At 62.2% G+C, this 19721-nt stretch carries 20 protein-coding genes; 7 read left to right on the top strand and 13 right to left on the bottom strand.

The features are described 5' to 3' along the window. Positions 1–3 precede the first annotated feature (3 nt). The 7 genes from V2B23_RS06850 to V2B23_RS06820 are packed head-to-tail and all read right to left on the bottom strand — an operon-like array spanning position 4 to position 6129. Positions 4–1848 (bottom strand): SEC-C metal-binding domain-containing protein, encoded by a 1845-nt coding sequence (locus V2B23_RS06850; RefSeq protein WP_430949651.1) that lies wholly within the window; start codon positions 1846–1848, stop codon positions 4–6. Between the two features lie 44 nt (positions 1849–1892). Then, a complete protein-coding gene (locus V2B23_RS06845; RefSeq protein ID WP_430949650.1) occupies positions 1893–2558 on the bottom strand; it encodes a GAP family protein in 666 nt (221 codons plus the stop codon). 18 nt (positions 2559–2576) lie between these two features. Then, positions 2577–4130: a polyamine aminopropyltransferase gene (locus tag V2B23_RS06840; protein WP_430949649.1), complete on the bottom strand. Its 1554-nt coding sequence runs from the start codon at positions 4128–4130 to the stop codon at positions 2577–2579. Further along, the gene (locus tag V2B23_RS06835; RefSeq protein ID WP_430949648.1) at positions 4130–4600 is read right to left on the bottom strand and encodes a DUF350 domain-containing protein; all 471 of its coding nucleotides are present in this window, start codon (positions 4598–4600) and stop codon (positions 4130–4132) included. Before V2B23_RS06835 ends, V2B23_RS06840 begins: the two co-directional genes overlap by 1 nt. 40 nt (positions 4601–4640) lie before the next feature. Beyond that, positions 4641–5006: a DUF4247 domain-containing protein gene (locus V2B23_RS06830; protein ID WP_430949750.1), complete on the bottom strand. Its 366-nt coding sequence runs from the start codon at positions 5004–5006 to the stop codon at positions 4641–4643. A gap of 35 nt (positions 5007–5041) precedes the next feature. Beyond that, complete coding sequence (locus tag V2B23_RS06825; RefSeq protein WP_430949647.1) at positions 5042–5542, bottom strand: DUF2617 family protein; 501 nt, start codon at positions 5540–5542, stop codon at positions 5042–5044. Then, positions 5539–6129, bottom strand: a complete 591-nt coding sequence (locus tag V2B23_RS06820; protein WP_430949646.1) for a DUF4178 domain-containing protein — start codon at positions 6127–6129, stop codon at positions 5539–5541. Before V2B23_RS06820 ends, V2B23_RS06825 begins: the two co-directional genes overlap by 4 nt. Before the next feature lie 225 nt (positions 6130–6354). Between V2B23_RS06820 and V2B23_RS06815 the strand changes: the two genes are divergently transcribed. Continuing rightward, positions 6355–7731 (top strand): NAD-dependent succinate-semialdehyde dehydrogenase, encoded by a 1377-nt coding sequence (locus tag V2B23_RS06815; protein ID WP_430949645.1) that lies wholly within the window; start codon positions 6355–6357, stop codon positions 7729–7731. A gap of 14 nt (positions 7732–7745) precedes the next feature. On the opposite strand, the gene V2B23_RS06810 is transcribed toward V2B23_RS06815, so the two are convergent. Next, positions 7746–8477 (bottom strand): GntR family transcriptional regulator, encoded by a 732-nt coding sequence (locus V2B23_RS06810; protein ID WP_430949644.1) that lies wholly within the window; start codon positions 8475–8477, stop codon positions 7746–7748. A 171-nt stretch (positions 8478–8648) separates the two neighbouring features. On the opposite strand from V2B23_RS06810, the gene V2B23_RS06805 reads away from it, so the two are divergent. The 6 genes from V2B23_RS06805 to V2B23_RS06780 are packed head-to-tail and all read left to right on the top strand — an operon-like array spanning position 8649 to position 14620. Continuing rightward, entirely contained in the window at positions 8649–9914 is a 1266-nt protein-coding gene (locus tag V2B23_RS06805; protein ID WP_430949643.1) for an MFS transporter, read from the top strand. 53 nt (positions 9915–9967) lie between these two features. Then, on the top strand, positions 9968–10762 hold the full coding sequence (locus V2B23_RS06800; protein ID WP_430949642.1) for a putative hydro-lyase: 795 nt from the start codon (positions 9968–9970) through the stop codon (positions 10760–10762). Then, entirely contained in the window at positions 10759–11514 is a 756-nt protein-coding gene (locus tag V2B23_RS06795) for a LamB/YcsF family protein (protein ID WP_430949641.1), read from the top strand. Before V2B23_RS06800 ends, V2B23_RS06795 begins: the two co-directional genes overlap by 4 nt. Next, on the top strand, positions 11511–12149 hold the full coding sequence (locus tag V2B23_RS06790; protein ID WP_430949640.1) for a 5-oxoprolinase subunit B family protein: 639 nt from the start codon (positions 11511–11513) through the stop codon (positions 12147–12149). The genes V2B23_RS06795 and V2B23_RS06790 overlap by 4 nt, the downstream gene beginning before the upstream one ends. Continuing rightward, complete coding sequence (locus tag V2B23_RS06785) at positions 12146–13009, top strand: biotin-dependent carboxyltransferase family protein (RefSeq protein WP_430949639.1); 864 nt, start codon at positions 12146–12148, stop codon at positions 13007–13009. The genes V2B23_RS06790 and V2B23_RS06785 overlap by 4 nt, the downstream gene beginning before the upstream one ends. 60 nt (positions 13010–13069) lie before the next feature. After that, positions 13070–14620 carry a bifunctional 3'-5' exonuclease/DNA polymerase gene (locus tag V2B23_RS06780; protein WP_430949638.1) on the top strand — a complete coding sequence of 517 codons (1551 nt, stop codon included), beginning with the start codon at positions 13070–13072 and terminating at the stop codon, positions 14618–14620. Here the strand turns inward: V2B23_RS06780 and V2B23_RS06775 are convergent. The 5 genes from V2B23_RS06775 to V2B23_RS06755 are packed head-to-tail and all read right to left on the bottom strand — an operon-like array spanning position 14617 to position 19636. After that, positions 14617–15267 (bottom strand): ABC transporter ATP-binding protein, encoded by a 651-nt coding sequence (locus V2B23_RS06775; RefSeq protein ID WP_430949637.1) that lies wholly within the window; start codon positions 15265–15267, stop codon positions 14617–14619. The two genes, V2B23_RS06780 and V2B23_RS06775, sit on opposite strands and share 4 nt — an antisense overlap. Further along, the gene (locus V2B23_RS06770) at positions 15264–16175 is read right to left on the bottom strand and encodes an oligopeptide/dipeptide ABC transporter ATP-binding protein (protein WP_430949636.1); all 912 of its coding nucleotides are present in this window, start codon (positions 16173–16175) and stop codon (positions 15264–15266) included. Before V2B23_RS06770 ends, V2B23_RS06775 begins: the two co-directional genes overlap by 4 nt. Beyond that, on the bottom strand, positions 16172–16993 hold the full coding sequence (locus tag V2B23_RS06765; RefSeq protein WP_430949635.1) for an ABC transporter permease: 822 nt from the start codon (positions 16991–16993) through the stop codon (positions 16172–16174). The genes V2B23_RS06770 and V2B23_RS06765 overlap by 4 nt, the downstream gene beginning before the upstream one ends. Further along, positions 16986–18023 (bottom strand): ABC transporter permease, encoded by a 1038-nt coding sequence (locus tag V2B23_RS06760; RefSeq protein WP_430949634.1) that lies wholly within the window; start codon positions 18021–18023, stop codon positions 16986–16988. The genes V2B23_RS06765 and V2B23_RS06760 overlap by 8 nt, the downstream gene beginning before the upstream one ends. Continuing rightward, complete coding sequence (locus V2B23_RS06755; RefSeq protein ID WP_430949633.1) at positions 18020–19636, bottom strand: ABC transporter substrate-binding protein; 1617 nt, start codon at positions 19634–19636, stop codon at positions 18020–18022. Before V2B23_RS06755 ends, V2B23_RS06760 begins: the two co-directional genes overlap by 4 nt. Positions 19637–19721 lie beyond the last annotated feature (85 nt).

Genomic DNA, 19721 nt, shown 5'->3' with positions numbered 1-19721 from the left:
CCCTCAGCTCAGCACTCTGATCAGCTCGGCGACATCGTGACTGTCCTGCCCTAGCACCTGGAGCACATTGGCGGCCTGCAACTCGGAAGGCACGATGACGCTGCCGACAACCTGGGCGCTCGAACCTGCAGGCAGAAGGCGGGCGCACAGCAGATCACCGGGCTCGAGATCGGCGGCACCGCTCACAGTCACCGTGTCGCCGGTCCGGCGATCGAGCAGCGTGTTCATCTCAACGACCTCGAACACGGAACGCTCGACGTCGAGCCATTGATGTGCCGTCGCCACCTCATGTTCGGTGAGTAAATTTTCGCGGCGGGTGATGAACTGCGCGAAGATTCCGCCCTCGAACAGCGCGATGTCCAAGGCCGGCCCGTCGAAAATGCTTCGATCATCGCCATCGCTGTCGGGAGCGACAAGATCGTCGAACTCAACCACCATGTCGGCAAATTCGGAGGAAAACGCGAACATACACGCCTTCTTGTAGAGCCAGCGGCCGTCTTCTCGAACCGACTCGTCAACCTTCCCCAGGTGACAGACCTTGTATTTTCGGCCGGATCCACACCAGCACTTGTCGTTTCGTCCCAGCTCGGGATGCTCTACCGGAATGAACTCCTGCAACACTTCGTACAGGGTTTCCTCGGATCCACCGTCAATCCTGCCCAGCAAAGACAGTGCTCGGGTTGCGTCGCTCCGGTCGGCCGCAAACTGGGCCAACTCGAAAAGTGCCGGACCCCAATCAGCTTCCCATTCCAGCGCCTTCTCGTAGTGCGCTTCCGCGTCGAGTACGCGTCCGAGACGATCTGCTGCCTTACCTGCCAACCAGTGTGCCGCGGGCCTGACCGCCTTGGGACCGCGTTCGGCCAGTTCTCCGCCAAGAGCTTCGAGGATCATGTCCGCGGTGGGGTCCTGATTCCGGAACCCCAGATCGAAAGCCGCCACAGCCGCGCCTGCATCCGCAAGCGCGGCAAACGAATCAGGAACGACCCCGATATGTCGACGAGCCCAGTCACGAAGGTCGAGATTCTCGATCTCGGCGTCGACATAGCCCCGCTGAGCCAGGTCGACAAAAGCTACAACAGCTACAGCTTCGTCGTGCGTGAGATCGTAGGTCGACGCAATCTCCGCGGTATGAAGCTGGACTGAATAGGCAGCAAAGTCGAATCCGTTGCGTGCAAGGAGTTCTCGCTGATGCTCGTATCCTGCCGCCGCAAACATCTCGCCCACCGGAGTGCTGGGAACAGTGAACAACGACGAGTTCTCGACAGCAAGTTGCCAGCCCACCGCCTCGAGCGCTTCCACTCCGTTTTCGGCGAATATCTTCTCGAGTGCCGGCGCCAGATCCGGCTCGTCCTCGACATCCGCCTGCCACACCGTCAGCTCACCGTCTTCGACGGCAATCGCGATCAGATCACCAGCGGCGAAGTTGGCCAAAGTCCCGCGGGGCAAGGCAACAACACGGCGACTGAGAGTGGCGTCGATTCCGCGCTCTCGCAACAAGTCTTGTTCGAACTCTGCCTCGACAACCCGAACTTCGCCGTCGATGCTCGACGCGAAACGCAGCACCGGTTCGAGATCAGGCGTCGCCTCGATCACCTCGGACGCGATCTCGATTTCGCTGAGCCTGTGCGTGAACACCAACCCTTCGAGTAGCTCGTCGAGAGCGACATACCTACCGCCGGGGAGGTATCCGATCATCGGATCATCGAGGTACTCGAGCACGTCGGCAATGTCGGACGGCGAGCCGAACTCACTGACGCACTGCGCCCATTCTTCGAGACTGAGCGGACCGCGCTCACGCAGAGCCGTCATCGCAGCAGTAGCGAGGGCATTGTCGTCGACTTCGTTCACCACCCAATAGTAGGCGAGCGCGGGGGCTGGCCTACCTGCCTCGACTAGCCGAGCCCACTGACCCCTTCACCCAGCACCATCGCGCCGAGCAGAGTCAAGATCGCCGTCATCATGACGGCGTTGTTGGCGGCCATCCACGACTTTGCCGAGTCGAGCATCGACGCGGCACCCTCGCCGAAAACGAGGTTGACCACAACCGGTGCAGCTACGGCGATGCTCGCGACGATCGTGAACACAACGGCGGCGATGGCTTGCTCTGGCACGACGTTGGTTCCAGCGGCGATGGCAGCGCCTCCCGCGACCGCAAGGGCAGCATTCTTGGGATTCGCCGCTGAGAGCAACGCGATCCCCAGGGATTTCAGCGGGCTGAGCGAACTGACGCTCGACATCCACTTCGGCTGCACAGCTTCAGCGTCGCCTCGCGGCCGGGATCGCCACTGTTTGAACGCAAGTCCGAACAGAACGAATCCGAGCACAATCCGAGCGATACTTGCCCACTGCGTGGTCTCGGTTTCGGGCACAGCGGTGTCGACAAAAGCGATAGTCAGTGCCACAACTGTTCCGATGCCCACGACCCAGCCGAGAAGGAATGCCGCAACCGAGCGTCGTGCGCCCGCGGTGACCAGCATGAGAACCACAACCGCCATCGGCACGGACACAACCGCCAAGCCGACTGCAATGGGCAATGATTGACCTAGCGCATCCAGCACGTGGGTCCTCTCGGTTAGTTAGCGCTCATAGCCCTTGCGCATATCATCTACTATCCGAGGCTGGTCAAGCGTCGACGGTTCCATGTCGCGGCGTGGACGGTCCCGCGGGAAGACCGCGGCCGACGCCAATGTGGGTTCGTCGAGAAAGCGCAATTCCGGAGTGCCGTCAGGCAGACGCAATTCCGGTGGCGCTCCGCCTACTTGGGCGAGTACGTATCCCCAGTCACCAAAACTGGGAACGAACACGTGGTACGGGGAGACCCCGAGACCGACGGCGGACACCGTCGACACTGTTCGCCAGTAGGCATCGGGCGTCGAATACGGACTGCCGGACTGGACGACCATCAATCCGCCCGGATTGAGCACTGCCGCGGCCAGGCCGTAGAACTCCATCGAATAGAGCCTGCCCAGTGCCGGGGTATCAGGATCAGGAAGATCGACGATCACGGAGTCGAAGCCGGGTTGAGGCGTCTCACGCAACCACCGAAATGCGTCGTCGAGGACAACGTGCACTCGCGAGTCTTCGAGTGCGCCTCCGTTCAACGATCGCAGTCGAGTGTTCGCCAGCTCGATGACGGCAGGATCGAGCTCCACCTGCACAATTTCCGCAATACTGGGCATCCGCAACACTTCCCGTGCTGCAAGTCCGTCTCCCCCGCCCAAGATCAATACCCGTTGTGGATTGTTGGTGAGCGCCGGATACACCAGAGACTCCGTGTAGCGATGTTCGTCGACGCTCGAGAATTGGAGATCACCGTCGAGGAAGAGCCGGACGTCGTTCTTACGTTCTGTGACAACAATTTCTTGATACTGCGATCGCGATGCCGCGACAACGGGGTCCGTATACAGGCGCTGGCGGGCCGTGGTTTCGATGTCCGAGGCGGCGATCAACAACCATCCGATCAGGCTCGCGGCCAACAGCATTGCCACAACAGCAATCAGTCGAGCACGCAGGCTGAGCTGCCACCGCAGCAGAATCAAGGCAACCACAGCCGCGGCGACGAGGTTGATCATGCCGGTAATTGCTGCGCCTCGGATCATCCCGACCCACGGCAACAAGACAAACGGCCAGAGCAACCCGCCGATCAGCGCACCCAAGTAGTCCGCTGCATTGAGATTGGCGAGCACTTTGCCGGCACTTTGTGCGTCGTTGTCGGTGCGTCCGGATTGCAGCAACGTCATCAGCAGCGGGACTTCCGCACCCACGAGAATGCCGATCAGTGCCGTGGCAGCAACAAGAACTGCGGCACTGGAACCGAAGAACGTGAAGGTGACGTAGAGCGTGACGGCGCTGAATCCACCGATGATGCCGAGCAGAATCTCTACTGTCACAAAGGAAATAGCAGCGTGCCCCAATAACGGTTTGGCGGCGAGGGCACCGATGCCGAGCGCAGCAACAAATCCGGCCACGATCAGTGACGTCTGCGTGATTCCGCCGCCGGTGAGACTGACCGACAGAGTGAGCAGCGCCAACTCGTAGATCAGTCCGCAGGCAGCGCAGGCAGCGACGGCGACAAGGAGCAGCACCCGCGCCCGGGCAGTGAGCACAGCCTGCGAATCGGTGACGGTCATCAGGTGAGAGCAGCGGCGTTCACCAAGCCGATGGACAGCAGGGTCACGCCCACCGCCCAGGCCGCACCGCACATCTTCGGATCCTGCACCAGCGCAACCAACTTACCCGGCAGAAACGCGTTCATCAGTCGCAGTGCAATGGCCTGAAGAACAATTGCGAACAGACCGTACACGGCTGAATCCGCAAGTCCCTGGGCAAATCCGTCGGAGCTGGTGAGAATGGCGGTCACGACGATGATGGCAAGCGCAAGATGGTTGGCGCCCAGAAGAATTGCCGCATTGGGATTCTTGTCGACGTACACCTGGTGGCGGAGATTGCCCGGTGTCATGAGATCGAGAACCAGAAATCCGGTAGCCAGAACTGCAACTCCGACGACGAAGTACGCCAGGGTCCCCAGTATCCCACCGACCAGCAGAGCTAGGTCAACGGTGCCGATTTCCACAAGTTCAGAAGCAAGGTTGACGTTCACGAAGTTCTCCTGAGTTTGGTCCGATTGTCACTCGATATGGTCATTTGGCACTTCCCGATCCACCGCTGCCGCTGCCTCCACCGGCCGGTGACCCAGGATTGAATCCTGGCCCCAGATAGGCATATCCGCCGCTGCGGTACGTGCCGTTGATGTCTTCGACCTTGATCGTGCTTCCTCCGGCAGCCGCGCTGACGGTGACGATGTCGTCGTCGTAGCGCAGGTACTCGTTGCCGCCGTCGGCACTGCGGGCCGCAGGTTCTTCCGCGTCGACGATCCGCGACACCGTCGTACCGACAGGATCTTTCGACGAATACATGGCGACGTCGCCGACTTGAGAACTCTTGGAATAGTTGTCCGCAATGAAGTCCTTGACCGCGTTGCCGCACGACGACAGCACACACGCCATGGCAATCATGACGGGAACAACCCATTTCCTGCCGATCACGGATGCCACCTACTTCTAGTCTTCACAATCACTCCAGTCCCCTCCCCTGGGTACAAATGCCAACTCTGCCAAGCCCATCCGTTCCCCCTACTGCTGCCGAACAACACCGTGACAGCGGTGTCGTCCCCGGGAAAAGATCCGCAGATCCAACCATCCGCCGCTGCCTGCACTTTCAATCGGGCAGCCTCGGCGACGAACTCGGCTCGATCGAGAGTCTGCGTGGAAGATTCGAAACGATACGGTCCGAGAACTTCGGCACCAGGCAGCGGATCGCCACCAGCTGCGAGCGCATCGCAGGACACCTGCTCGGTCAATGTTTCACCACCCGCGCGGGCTGTCACCACATGCGATGCCCCCAGCACTCCCAAAATCAGAGCCCCGTCATCTGTTTCGATGACAAGCTGGGCCAAAGCCGGTGGCGCAGGTGCGTCCACCACAAGGCCCAGCGCAGACGCATCCACGTCGGTGGGCTCCACGTCGAGGAGATGCACGCTCACTGCGGCGGGCCGGAATGTATGACAGTCAACTCTGCACGGGTGACTGCGCGGCCGGTGGAAACCTCCCACGACTGGCCCCGAGCCCACTTCTCGAAAGCAATGAGCCCGGTCTTGTCGGCAGTTGCATAGTCGGCGTAGTCCATCACGCCCGACGGTGCGGTGCCTGTGGTGCCCTCGGCAGTGAACCGTGCCGTTCCGCTTTCGATCTTGCGGTGTACCTTGTCGTCGAGAATGACGTCGCCACTCGGTTCGAGGTTGGTGCCCTCGCGCCGCATCCACAGTGTCATCTCGAGTTCACCCTCGTCGTCTTCGACGGTCAGCCAGCGGCGGCCGGTCGAACCGTCGAGAAGGTGCTCGCGCCAGAGGTACCCCTCCTCGTCGAGGGTGATGGTCCCGCGAACAACGTGATCGATCCCCGCGTAGGTGACGATGTCGCCGACACCGATCTTATGGGGGTCGTATACCTCCGGATAGTCCGCAAGCGGGTCTACACGCCCCACCGGCGCGCTCTTACGACCACGCAGAACCACGAAGGCCACTGCCGCGATCACAACAAGTATCAGTACAACTATCAGCACGTTCGTCAACGGTCACTCCGAAATCGTCGGGCTCGGCAAGGGCGCCGGGGCAATACCCTACCGATCGCTACTCGCTCGAGCGCCCGTACGTCGCTGCGACCGATCCTGCTTGATGCCAGTTTCGGACAAACGGCCGAGTGTACCCGGTCGAGATTTCCCTGAAACCCGTTGAACGGATTAACTTTCGATGTGAAGATCTCGGAATCCTCGAGGAGTCTCGGACGTTGAACAACTATGGCCAATTACAAAACAGTCAATCCCGCGACAGGTGAAACCGTCAGGGAATTCGATACTTTGGATGACGCCGGAGTGGAAGCCGCACTGGAAAAGGCTCATAACGGCTATCTGAACTGGCGAAAGAGCACGCCGACACAACGCGCGCAGATACTGACCAGAACCGCCGAACTGTACAACGAACGCGCCGATGAACTGGCACGCATGATCGCGCTGGAAATGGGCAAACCCGTTCGCGAAGCCAAGGGCGAGGTACAACTGTCCGCTGCGATCTACCAGTGGTACGCCGATCACGGACCGGCGTTGCTCGCAGAAGAACGACTCGATGTTCCCGGTGCCGAAGAATCCGTGGTGTACCGACGCCCGATCGGGGCACTCGTCGGCGTCATGCCGTGGAACTATCCTTACTACCAGGTCGCCCGATTTGCGGCGCCAAATCTCATGCTCGGGAACACCGTCATCCTCAAACACGCGTCCAACTGTCCCCAGTCGGCGCTGCTGATGGAGGAGATTCTGCAGCAGGCGGGGCTGCCCGAGGATGCGTACGTCAACGTTTTTGCGAGCAACGAGCAGATCGCCGACATGATCGCGGACCCCCGTGTGCAAGGTGTCTCGTTGACCGGCAGCGAACGCGCCGGGACCAGCGTTGCGGAAACGGCGGGGCGCAACCTCAAGAAGGTGGTACTGGAACTCGGTGGTTCGGACGTGTTCATCGTCCTCGACTCCGACGACATGGACGCCACCGTCAAGGCGGCAGCCAAGGCTCGCCTGTCCAACGCCGGTCAGGCGTGCAACGCGGCCAAACGATTCATCGTCGTCGAGGACTTCTACGACGATTTCACTCGGAAATTGACCGCGTCGTTCCAGTCCGTCACGGCCGGTGATCCACTGGAAGCGGATACGGTCCTCGGACCGCTGTCGTCCCAGAGCGCAGCAGATACATTGCTCGAGCAGGTCCAAGACGCCGTCGACAAGGGCGCAACACTCCTGACCGGCGGTGCGAAGATCGACCGACCCGGCGCCTACGTCCAACCGACTTTGCTCACGGATGTCACCCCGGAGATGCGTGCCTACAGCGAAGAACTCTTCGGGCCGGCCGGCGTGGTGTACAAGGTGAAGTCAGCGAAAGATGCCGTCGATCTTGCCAATTCGTCGGTGTACGGGTTGAGCGGATCCGTCTGGAGTACAGACCTGGACGCTGCGCGTGCGGTCGCCGCCGATCTCGACGTCGGAATGGCCTTTGTCAACGAACACGGCACCACACTGCCCGGCCTTCCCTTCGGCGGAGTCAAGCGTTCCGGAGTGGGACGCGAGCTCGGCCCTTGGGGTATGGACGAATTTGCCAACAAGAAATTGATCCGCGTGTCCAAGAAATAGAAGAACCGATCGCTTTACGCTCGACCTGACAACTTTTCGACGGCGGCCGGATAGTCGGCCAGGATCTGATCGCGCGCGTCGTACAGATACCGCTGCAACAATTCGACCGCCGTCGCATTGTCACCGGCTTTCAACGCGCTGTGTATCTCGTGATTCCGAGCGAGGTACGGCGAGTGGAATCGGTGCGCGTCGTCCATGACGTGAAAGACCAGACGCAGTTCGTTCCACACGCCGCCCATCAGTTCGTCGATTCTGCTGCTGTTGCTCAAACCAGCGATAGCGCGATGGAAATGAATGTCGGCTGTTCCCACCCCGGTCCAGTCATCGGCGGCCAGACGCTCTTCCGCGAGCTCGAGTGCGGCGGCGACGTCACCGAGATTGCCTGTTTCCGGATCGAAGTCTCGCACTCCCGCCGACTCGACCACCCGACGGCAGATGTACAACTCGGCGATGTCGTCAGCCGACGGGACGCGAACGAATACGCCACGGTTGAGTTCGTGTGAAACCAACCGGTCTTCGATGAGGATCTGGAACGCCTCGCGCACGGTATTTCGGGAGACATCCAACGCGGCGCAGATGTCGGGCTCGGACAGCCGTGCGCCCGGACGAAAGCTTCCGTCGATGATCAGCTCGCGCAGAATCCCCGCGACTCGCGCTGTTCGGCTGGTGCGCTCGAGAAGCCCTCGATGGGCGGCCAACGCGGCGTGAGCATCCTCTTTCGGAGGATTCAGGCTGGTCAAGTGCACTCCTAGTGGTTTGTCGCTGCCCTCATCATAGTGAGAGCGGAGCGCCCGGCCGGCTCGCGGCCGCCCCCAAAAAGTTTCCGGCACATTAATTATCGCATCATGGGATTGCAGGATCGTTGAACGATTTTGTACGTTGGGGGTCCTGACATTCCATCTTCACGCGAGGTACCGATGACCGTTCCGATTCAAACCGAAGGTGCCCCTCCGCGCCCGTTCGACTGGTTCCGCACGCTTGGACCGAAGGGCAAGAAGGCATTCGTCGGCGCTTTCGGCGGCTACGGCCTCGACTCCTACGACTTCCAGGTACTCCCCCTCGGATTGGCCGCGATTGCCGCGTACTTCTCGATCACGACGGGACAGGCCGGTCTGCTGACCACTGTCACGTTGGTGGTCTCCGCACTCGGCGGCGTCCTCGCCGGCATCCTGGTGGACCGCATCGGACGTGTCCGCACCCTGCAGGTGACGGTCGCGACCTACACGATCTTCACGGTCCTGTGCGGCTTTGCACCCAACTTCGAGACGCTGCTCATCTTCCGCGCGTTCCAGGGTCTCGGCTTCGGCGGCGAATGGGCAGCCGGCGCAATTCTGGTGGCCGAATACGCAAAGCCCGAGTACCGCGGCCGAGCAGTCGCATTCGTCCAGAGCGCCTGGGCAGTGGGCTGGGGCTTGTCGGTCATCATCTACACGATCGTCTTCCAACTCTTCGATCCCGATATCGCGTGGCGCGTTCTGTTCTGGACCGGTGTCATCCCCGCATTCCTCATCATCTGGGTGCGTCGCAACCTGAAGGACCCGGAAGAAATCACAGAGAAGCGTGAGAAGAAAGCCGACAGGGGTTCTTTCGTCGCCATCTTCCGCGGGCCGATGCTCAAGACCACGCTGTTCGCTTCGCTTCTCGCCACCGGAGTCCAGGGCGGTTACTACACCCTCGCGTCGTGGCTTCCGACCTACCTGAAGAACTCACGCGGCCTCGACGTCGTGGGCACCGGCGGCTATCTCGCGATCCTCATCAGTGGCGCGTTCCTCGGCTATGTCAGCGGCGGCATCCTCACCGACAAGCTCGGCCGCAAGCGGACTATGCAGTTGTTCGCCACCTTGTCGGCCGTGTTCATGGTGCTTTACACGCAGGTCCCCGACGGCGCCAACACCCTCATCATGATTCTCGGATTCCCGCTTGGCTTCTGCACGTCGGCGATCTTCAGCGGATTCGGTTCGTTCCTCTCGGAGCTCTACCCGACCGCGCACCGCGGTACCGGCCAGGGCTTCACCTACAACTTCGGTCGCGCAGTCGGTGCGGTGTTCCCCGCCATCGTCGGTTTCCTCGCAGCCAGCAGCCTGGGCATCGGCGGCGCCATGATCTTCGGTGCCATCGGCTACGGCATCGCTGTTCTGGCACTATTCGGACTACCCGAAACCCTGGGACGCCAACTCAACTGATCTGTGTTTTCGAACTGATCGGCGTCATTCGAGGAAGAGGATTGGATTTCACCATGATCGAGAATCGCACCAACCCGGATCCACGCTCGGCTCGGGCGGGATTCAGAGCCGGAGACGTATTCCCCACGTCGGGAATCGCACCGGGCTTCGCCCAGACCAATCTCATTGCGGTCCCCAAGGACTGGGCATACGACGTTCTGCTCTTCACGCAGCGGAACCCCAAGCCCTGCCCGGTACTCGACGTCACCGACGCCGGGGAGTTCACGACGATTCTCGCTCCCGGAGCAGACATCAGGACGGATTTCCCGCTCTATCGCGTGTGGGTCGACGGCGAGCTGACCACTGAGAGTCCGGATGCGACGCAGTACTGGCGCGACGATCTGGTGGCATTTCACATCGGCTGCAGCTTCACCTTCGAGCACCCTCTGATGGCGGCCGGGATTCCCCTTCGCCATGTCGAGCAGAACCGAAACGTCCCGATGTACATCACAAATCGCGAGTGCCGACCTGCCGGACGGGTCAGCGGGCCGACTGTGGTGTCCATGCGTCCCGTCCCCGCAGCCCAGGTCGAACAGGCCCGCTCCATCACCGCGCGCATGCCCGCGGTGCACGGTGCACCCATCCACATCGGGGATCCAGCCGAACTCGGCATCGCCGACCTGAGCCGTCCGGACTTCGGCGACGCTGTGGAACTCCAACCGGGCGACGTACCGATGTTCTGGGCCTGCGGCGTCACTCCGCAAGCTGCGGTCATGGCGTCGAAACTCCCGTTCGCCATCACCCACGCTCCGGGGCATATGCTGGTCACAGACGCCCCGGACAGCGATTACACCCTGGATCTGGCATGAACATCGACCTCAATTGTGATCTCGGAGAAAGCTTCGGAGACTGGCGTATGGGCGACGACGCGGCGCTCCTCGACATCGTGACGAGCGCCAATATCGCGTGCGGATTCCATGCCGGCGATGCGGCCACCATGCGACGGACCTGCGAGATGGCGGTCGAACATTCGGTGTCCATCGGAGCGCACATCGGTTTTCGGGATCTGGTCGGATTCGGCCGACGGCACATCGACATCACACCAGGTGATCTGTTGGACGAAACTCTCTATCAGGTCGGCGCACTGGCAGGATTCGCTCACTCCGCGGGGTCTTCCGTCACTTACGTCAAGCCCCACGGCGCGCTCTATCACTCCGCATCGAAGAGTCCCGAACTCGCCGACGCTATCGTGACCGCCATGACCGAATTCTCGAATCGCCTTGCGCTGCTGGGACCACCACAGTCTCATCTGCAGAAAGCTGCGGAAGCACACGGCGTCGACTTTGTCGCCGAGGGATTCGCCGATCGCACGTACACCCGGTTCGGGACGCTGACCCCGCGTAGTGAACCTGGTGCGGTCATCTCCGATCCGGACGCAGCGACCGCACAGGCGATCGACTTGGCCGGCAGCGGAACTGTACTCACCTCCGACGGGATCGCCATCCCGATGTCGGTGAAAAGCATTTGTGTTCACGGTGATTCGCCGGGCGCCGTTGCCATGGCCAACTCCATCAGGGCCGGCCTGATCAACTCCCGCATTCGGGTGGAGTCGTTCGCATGAGTCGCCCGACTATCCTCCCGGCCGGTGAGCACGCGCTTCTGGTGGACCTCGACACCGAGGCCGATGTTCTGGCATTCACCCATGCCCTCACGCGCAACACTCCCGCAGGAGTGGAGGATTTCCTGCCCGCAGCACGCACGGTTCTCGTGATCTGCAGGCCCACGGCACATGTGACTGCGGTGCTCCATGAACTGAACGAATTGGCGCGCACCATGTCCGAGGCAATTCCGGACGAGCGCGGCGACGATACTCCCTTCACCGTCAATGTCCGCTACGACGGACCAGACCTCGACGACGTAGCAAGGATCTTGAAAATGAGCCGCGCCGAGGTCATTTCAGCTCACACCTCTGCAGTATGGCGCTGCGCCTTCATCGGATTTGCGCCGGGATTTGCCTATCTGACGTCCGGCGACGCTCGACTCGACGTCCCGCGCCGTGCCCAGTCACGCACCGCGGTGCCAGCCGGCGCCGTTGCCCTGGCCGGCGGATACAGCGCGGTGTACCCACGAGCCTCCCCGGGCGGCTGGCAGATCATCGGCAGTACAGACGCCGTGATGTGGGACTTGGACTTAACACCGCCCGCCGCCGTACAGCCCGGGCGTCGGGTGCGATTCGTGAACGAGGACAAGCGATGACCGGGGTGGAGATACTCGAAACCGGTCCGCTGAGCTTGATCCAGGACCTCGGTCGAACTGGTCATCTGCGCTCCGGCGTCGGCGTGTCCGGTGCTGCCGACAGACGATCATTGCGCCTCGGCAATCGACTTGTCGGCAACTCCGAAAACGCTGCCGGAGTGGAAATTCTGATGGGTGGCCTGAGTCTTCGCACGCACCAGCAGATCACCCTGGCCTTCACCGGAGCCCCAGCGCAGGCATACCTCGACGGCGTCCCTGTCGGGCATTCGAGCGTCGTCGTCGCGGGCCCTGGTCAGGTAGTCCGCTTGGACTTTGCACCCAGCGGGCTGCGGACGTACCTGACCGTCCGGGGCGGAATCGCAGTGCCCAAGATCCTCGGATCACGCAGTACCGACACACTTTCCGGGATCGGACCGGCGCCCCTCAAGCCCAACGACGTGCTTTCGATCGGGCCCACTCCAGTCGCATTTCCGCTCGTGGACGTGGCACCTGTTCAACCGGTTTCGAACGGAACACTCGACATTCGGGTGATCTTCGGGCCGCGCGCGGATCGTTTTGCCAATCCGGAAACCCTGACGCAGGGGCGCTGGTCAATCTCCACGGACTCCGATCGCATCGGTGCCCGCCTCGATCGTGTCAGCAATGACGAACTCCTGCAGCGGGCAGACGGACATGAACTGCCTACAGAAGGCGTTGCACTCGGTTCGATTCAAGTTCCGCCCAGCGGCCAACCCGTCATCTTCCTGGCAGATCATCCCATCACCGGCGGATATCCCGTTGTAGGTGTTGTGGCCGACGCCGATATCGACCGACTCGGCCAAGCTCGCCCTGGTCAGCAGATTCGGTTCGTCAACGGTTGATTTTGATTCACTCGGGTTGATTGCATCGTCGATGTCGGACCCAACCGTCACACTGGAGCAGTGAGAGTTGTCCTGGTTCCCGGTAGTACGACGTCCACGGGAGCAGTCACCGCGACGGTTGTTCGCACCGACCCCGATGGGACTGCCGTCGGCGACCGCGTCGAATATCCCGATCTGATAGCCGCGGTCCAGGCTATCGAGAGTGCCGAGCATCCACGGTGGGTCTGGCCGAGCACAGCGTCGGTCTACCCGATGTTGCTGCGCGCCGGGGTCCACGTCCAGCGCTGCCACGATATTTCACTGACCCGCGCGATCCTGAGCATGCGCGCGGGTCAGCCGTCACCACCGGCCGAGGAGTCCGACGACGACCGTCTCGGCTTGTTCGACACCGCTCCCGTCCTCGATCCTGACGGTGTTGTTGCCGAGTTCGCGGAGCAACGCGCCGTCATCGGTGCCGACGCACGCCTGGATCTTCTGATTGCCGCAGAATCAGCGGGCGCGCTCAGCGCAGCTGAAATGACGCACACCGGTTTGCCGTTCTCCACGCAGAAGCACCGCGAACTTCTCGAGGAGAGACTTGGCCCCCGGCCAACGGGGTACGACCTCCCCGTTCGCATGCAGGAACTTGCCACCCAGATCAGCGACGCGTTCGGGCGCACGGTGAACCCTGCATCGTCCGTCGAGATCACCGAGGCATTCGGGCGCCAGGGCATCGAACTTCGGTCGACGCGCAAGTGGTTTCTGCAGGAAGTTGATCACCCGGCGGTACCGTTGCTCTTGCGTCACCGCGAACTCGCCAAGTTGTACAGCACCAATGGTTGGCAGTGGATGGACAGTTGGGTGCGCGGCGATCGCTTCCGCCCCATCTACGTTCCCGGCGGTGTTGTCTCGGGCCGGTGGGCAAGCCGAGGCGGCGGCGCCCTGCAGATTCCGAAAACCATGCGCTCGAGCGTTGTTGCCGATCCCGGGCATGTATTTGTGGTGGCGGACGCCGGTCAGCTCGAGCCCCGGATTCTGGCCGCCATGTCACGCGACCGTCGCATGATGGCAGCAGCCGGTGATGACGATCTGTACGCCCTCGTGGGCGCCGAAGCATTTGGCGGCGACCGCGCCAAAGCCAAAGTTGCCATCCTCGGCGTGCTCTACGGCGCCACCGCCGGTGAAGCCAAAGCGCTACTCACGTTGCTGCGCAAGCGTTTCCCCGTAGCGGTCGAGTACGTCGAGCAGGCAGCCAAAGCCGGCGAGCGCGGCGAGGTAGTGCACTCTCTGCTCGGCCGAGCGTGTCCCCCGCCGTCTCCCGATTTCTATTCACACGGCGACGCTCACGCTCGCGGACGCTTCACCCGCAACTTCGTGGTGCAGGCGACGGCGTCGGAATGGGCTCTGTGCCTCCTAGCGGACCTGCGTCGACGCCTCGCCGCGGATCCGGATGGCGAGTTGGTGTTCTTCCAGCACGACGAGGTTGTGGTGCACACGCGAAACCCCGAGTCCGGCACAGCTCACGTCTTGGCTGCGGCGGCATCGGCAACTCGACTGCTGTTCGGCGACACGGTTGTTCGATTCCCCATGGAGGTCGGGGTCCGCGAAAGCTACGGAAAGAGCAGCGCCTAGCCCGCTCGGATGTCGTCGAGTTCGTGTACGCGTGTGCAGCACGCATCGAGCAGGTCGCGATCATGGCTGATGAGCAGCACCCCGATGCCGTGATCGGTCGATCGACGCTCGATCAACCGAACGAGGGTGGCGGTGGTAGCGGCATCGAGCATCGCGGTGGCTTCGTCGCAGATAAGGTAACGAGGTTGCTGCGCCAATGATCTCGCCAGCGCGGCGCGTTGAAGCTGGCCGTCACTGACCTGATGCGGTCGACGCGTCAGCAAGTCGGGTGTGAGTCCCACTTCTGCTGCCAGTGCTTCGATGTCGACGGCGCGGCCTGCGATGTCGGCGGGCTGACCGATGATCCGTGCCAGAGTGTGCCGGGGATCAGTTGCGGCGCGGGGTGATTGGAAGAGCATGGACACCGCTCCTCTGAGCGCAGCGGGAACACCGAACTTGGTTCCGGTGACGGGAGAACCGTCGATCTGTACTTCGCCGGACCACGGCACATCCAGCGACGCGAGAATCCTTGCCAGCGTCGATTTTCCGGTTCCGGACGGCCCGGTCAACCCGATCAGATGGCCGGCCGGGATCTCGAGGGAGACATTCTCGAGGACGGGACGCCCACGCTCGTAGCCACCGCTGACTTCCAGGGCGCGCAAACTCATCGTGCACTCACCTCCCGACGGGTTCGGTACGTGCGTTCTCCGAACGTGACCAGTTCGGTCGGTCCACCGGATTGTATGGACTCGGGTCGGCGCAGGTAGTAGACGCACTCGTCCGGAAGATTCGTCAATTGAGGCGGTGATCCGGGGATCGGATTGAGCCCGCGAGACGGCAAGGCTCCGAGCAGGTCTCGGGTGTAGTCGTGAAGCGGGTCCTGCAGAACCTGCGCAGCCGGACCAGTCTCCATGATGCGCGAGGCGTACATGACGGCCAACCTGTCTGCGATCGCAACGCGGGTCAACGACGCAAGATCGTGGGTGATCAGCAGAACCGCGGCACCCGCGTCGGCGCAGTCTCGTAGCAGGCCGAGGACATGATCGGTGAGCGCGCGATCCAGGTTGGCGGTCGGCTCGTCGGCCACGATCACCGACGGGTCTCCGGCCAACGCACCGGCAATGGCGACCCGCTGCGCCATGCCACCCGACAATTCGTGCGGGTAGCAGTCGAGGGCGGAAGGTTCGAGACCCACTCGAGTGGCCAAGCCGTCGCAGGTGTGGGTGGTGCCGAGTGCGTCGATTGTTTCCTGCAGCTGTGATCGTGCCGTCCGAACAGGAGTGAGATATGTTGCGGCAGATTGTGGTACGAGCGCTGCGTGGCTGCCACGGAAAGGCGTACCGGAAAACACGTCGATACCGTCGACGGTGATCGTGCCGGTGCGGCGAGTGCCAGGCGGCAGCATGTTCATCACCGATGTTGCGATGATGGACTTGCCGCAGCCGGATTCACCGACGAGCGCTGTGACAGTCCCGGGCGGCACTGCGAGGTCGATGTCGCTGGCAGCGTGCACAACCGAGCCGTCGGGTAGCGGAATCCGGACGGTGAGACCGTCGATCCGAAGGCCGGTATTCACAGTCGTAGCTCCGATGGTCGAGGCGGCGCGAGTGCGGAACGCAATGCCGAACCGGCCACCGCCACCGCGACGGTTGTGATCACCAGGACAGCTGCGGGAAACACCAGCGTCCACCAACCACCGAGCAGCAGAGAACTGCGAGCCTCTTCCAGAAGTGTTCCCAGACTGGGCTTGTGGGGCGGCAAGCCGAATCCGAGGAACGAGAGTGTGGACTCGTGCCACACGGCGTGCGGCAGCAACAGGACTACCGCAATCAAGGCCTGCGGCGCAGCAGCCGGAACGAGGTGGCGCGTGATCACGTGTCGACGGCTGGCTCCGGCGAGGACGGCGGCGTCGATGTACGGGCGGTCACGCAGATTCAGGATCTCGCCGCGGATGATGCGGGCCACCTGGGTCCAGTGTGTGAGTGCGATCGAGAGCACGATGGCGATGATGCTTCCGCGGAACATGGCCACGATGACGATGCCGAGCAACAAGTGAGGCAGAGCGTTCACCGCGTCGGTGCCGCGCATGACAATTCGATCCACCCAGCCGCCGAGGAGCCCGGCAGTGGTGCCTACCACCACCCCGATCACCGTGGACAGCAGTGCGCAGGCGATAGCGATCAGCAACGACGTCCGGATACCGGCAGCGACCCGAACAAACAACTCTCGCCCGGCCGAGTCGGTACCGAAGGGATGCGCGAGCGACGGAGCCGTCCGGGCCTGCGCGAAGTCGGTGACACGATCGTCGACGTCGGCGATCCACGGAACCAAGCCCGCGTAGAGCGCGACGAGGATCAGTACACCGACGGCGATTGAGAAGCGGTGCTTAGCCATCTGTGCTCACCCTCGGGTCGAGGAGGGCAACAACAACATCGGCGAGAAGCGATCCGAGCATGACCGTCAGAGTTGTTCCGACCGTGAGGAACGCGAGCAACGCCATGTCGAGGTCCCGGGCGGAGGAGACGATGGCACCCGCAATTCCCGGCCAACTGAACACTTCTTCCACCAGTACCGCACCGACGACCAGTTCGGGCAATCGGACTCCGATGATGTTGACAAACGGCGCAAGTGACGTCGGCACGATATGACGTTTCGTAATGGTGGACGCCGGTATTCCGCGCGCCACCGCGCCGGCGACAAATCCTTCACCAGTGGATCCGACGACGGATTCGCGCACTGCGAGAAGTAGCCACGGCATTTGCGAGATCGCGAGGACAGCGACCGGGAGAATCAGGTGCCGAATGACCTGCCCCGGTGTGGGATCGGCACCGCCGTCGGTCAACCCGGCCACGGGTAGCCAACCGAGAGTCAGCGCGAAGAGCGCGATGGCGCCGAGCGAGAGAACAAACGGTGGAAGTCCTTGCACGACGACGCACAGCCCGGACATGGTTCTGTCCAGGAACCCACCCTTGCGGATTCCCGCGAGCACCCCCAGAACCAGCGACGCGAGAATCGCGATCACCAGGCTGGTTCCCACCAGGAGTAGCGTCCACGGCAGACGTTCGGAGATGACCTGGGTAACCGGCTGATTGAAGGAACGGGATATCCCCAGATCGCCGGTCACCACTCCCCGTAACCACGTCCAGTACGTGCTGTACCAGGGGTTGTCGAAACCCATCTGCGCGGCGATCAGGGCCTTGTCCGCTTCGCTGGTCGTCATGTACCGCGTGCCCAGATAGCCGACGAGCGGATCGAACGGCGAAATTGCCGCGGCGGCAAACAAACCGGCGGACACGACGATGATCACCGGGACGATGAACAGCATCCGGCGCCCGACCATGAAGAGGATGGACCGTCGGCGAGCGTCGTGCGATCGCGGCGGGTCCGACGTTATGGCGCCGGCTCGTACGTCGAGCGCTGTCATTGTTCTTGCGTCCACGTCTGCAATGACCACCACGGACCCCAGGTCACTCCGTGCGCGTGCGGTTCGAGCACCGGACCGGACATCGCCCAATCGGAATCTTTCGACACGTACGTGTGATCGAGGAACACCAGGTAGACGTAACCGGGATCATCGACGTAAGCCTGCTGGACGTCTCGGTACGCGGCATCGCGGGTCGCTTGGTCGAGGCTTCGGCGACCGACATCGAGGCCGGCGTCGACAACTTGATTCGAGTAATCGCTGGGATTGTCGTAGATGCTGCCGACACCGGGAGCGATGGACGCGGAATTCAGTGCGTCGTAGGCCTGGGTATCGGGATCGAACGGTTCGTCGCCGCCGCCGAGCAGCGTGGAGTCCCGATTGATTCGCGGGTCGATGCGATCCCAGGACAGCGCTTCGAGATCAACTTCGACGCCGATCCCGAGTGCGTCGGATGCAAAGGCCTGGGCCAGGTCTCGACGAACCGTGTCCACGGAGTTGTACATGATCGTGAACTGCGCACGTCGACCGTCTTTCGAACGAATCCCGTCACTGCCTTCGATCCAACCGGCATCGGTGAGGATCTGCTCGGCCTTGGCCGGATCGTACGCAAATGTGGCATCCGGGTTGTAGGAAGCGCCATAGACTTCGGGAATCGGCGTGGCGGCAACACGGCCGTGCCCACCGAGAACGTTGTCGATCATGGACTGCCGGTTGGCGGCAAGATTGAGCGCCATGCGCATCGCCGGGTCACCGGTAACCGGATTGTCGGTGGGCAGCGAAACACCACGCCAGTCCGCGGACTGATGTGCCGTCACCGACATCCCGTCCCGAGATTCGAACGTATTGGCAAGCAGCGGCGGGAGATTGGTGCCGTCTATCTCGCCCGAGGCCATCCGCTGCGCCCGGGTGTTGTCGTCCGGAACGTAGAGCAGCGTGAGCTTCTTGATTTCCGGTGCGCCGTCCCAGTAGTTCTCGTTGGCCGCAAACACCGCGCGGTCGGGTGACAGATCGACAAGGGCGTACGGCCCGGTTCCGATGGGTTCGGTGTTGAGCGTCGACTCGGCCGCCAGAGCGGGTGTCGCCACGGACTCCGACGGCACGATGCCGATCAGCATTTTGCTGAGTAGCGGGGCGTAGGAGTAGGCGAGGTGGAACTCGACGGTGTTCTGGTCCAGCGCTACGACATCGCTGATCATGTCGAACGACGACTTCGCCTCGGACGCCGATGCCGGATCGAGGATCGCCTTGTAAGTGGCAACCACATCGGCGGCGTCAAAAGTGGAACCGTCGGAGAAGGTCACACCGGCGCGGAGAGTGACGGTCCAGAGGGTGGCGTCGGCGTTGGCAGTGGGGATCGACGTGGCCAGCGCCGGTTCGAAACCAGGCATTCCGTCACCGCCGGTGAGGCGCACCAAACCGTCGTACATCTTGGCTTCGCCGGCCGCACCGAAGCCCGCGACGGGGTTGTATCCGCCAAGTTCGTAGCCGTCGGCGAGGACCAGACCGTCGCCCGCGGTCGCCGTGCCTGACGGGGTGCTGCACGACGTGACGAGCAAGGTGCCGACGACGGCAGCGCTCACGAGCGTCGGAACTCCGGAACGGATGAGACCCATTATTTGCCCCTTTTTCTCTGAATAAAAATAACATCTGTACAGATATTCAGATAAAAAAGGGGCAATGCGGACTTTTTGGCAGGCG

Source organism: Rhodococcus sp. 24CO (genome assembly GCF_050586165.1).
GTDB lineage: Bacteria > Actinomycetota > Actinomycetes > Mycobacteriales > Mycobacteriaceae > Rhodococcus_F.
This window is presented reverse-complemented; position numbering and strand designations above follow the sequence as displayed.

Coding starts and splice junctions, on each gene's coding strand:
- V2B23_RS06840 (WP_430949649.1), bottom strand. CDS start 4,130: ATGACCGTCACCGATTCGCAGGCTGTGCTCACTGCCCGGGCGCGGGTG.
- V2B23_RS06830 (WP_430949750.1), bottom strand. CDS start 5,006: ATGGCGTGTGTGCTGTCGTCGTGCGGCAACGCGGTCAAGGACTTCATT.
- V2B23_RS06815 (WP_430949645.1), top strand. CDS start 6,355: ATGGCCAATTACAAAACAGTCAATCCCGCGACAGGTGAAACCGTCAGG.
- V2B23_RS06805 (WP_430949643.1), top strand. CDS start 8,649: ATGACCGTTCCGATTCAAACCGAAGGTGCCCCTCCGCGCCCGTTCGAC.
- V2B23_RS06800 (WP_430949642.1), top strand. CDS start 9,968: ATGATCGAGAATCGCACCAACCCGGATCCACGCTCGGCTCGGGCGGGA.
- V2B23_RS06795 (WP_430949641.1), top strand. CDS start 10,759: ATGAACATCGACCTCAATTGTGATCTCGGAGAAAGCTTCGGAGACTGG.
- V2B23_RS06790 (WP_430949640.1), top strand. CDS start 11,511: ATGAGTCGCCCGACTATCCTCCCGGCCGGTGAGCACGCGCTTCTGGTG.
- V2B23_RS06785 (WP_430949639.1), top strand. CDS start 12,146: ATGACCGGGGTGGAGATACTCGAAACCGGTCCGCTGAGCTTGATCCAG.
- V2B23_RS06775 (WP_430949637.1), bottom strand. CDS start 15,267: ATGAGTTTGCGCGCCCTGGAAGTCAGCGGTGGCTACGAGCGTGGGCGT.
- V2B23_RS06765 (WP_430949635.1), bottom strand. CDS start 16,993: ATGGCTAAGCACCGCTTCTCAATCGCCGTCGGTGTACTGATCCTCGTC.
- V2B23_RS06760 (WP_430949634.1), bottom strand. CDS start 18,023: ATGACAGCGCTCGACGTACGAGCCGGCGCCATAACGTCGGACCCGCCG.
- V2B23_RS06755 (WP_430949633.1), bottom strand. CDS start 19,636: ATGGGTCTCATCCGTTCCGGAGTTCCGACGCTCGTGAGCGCTGCCGTC.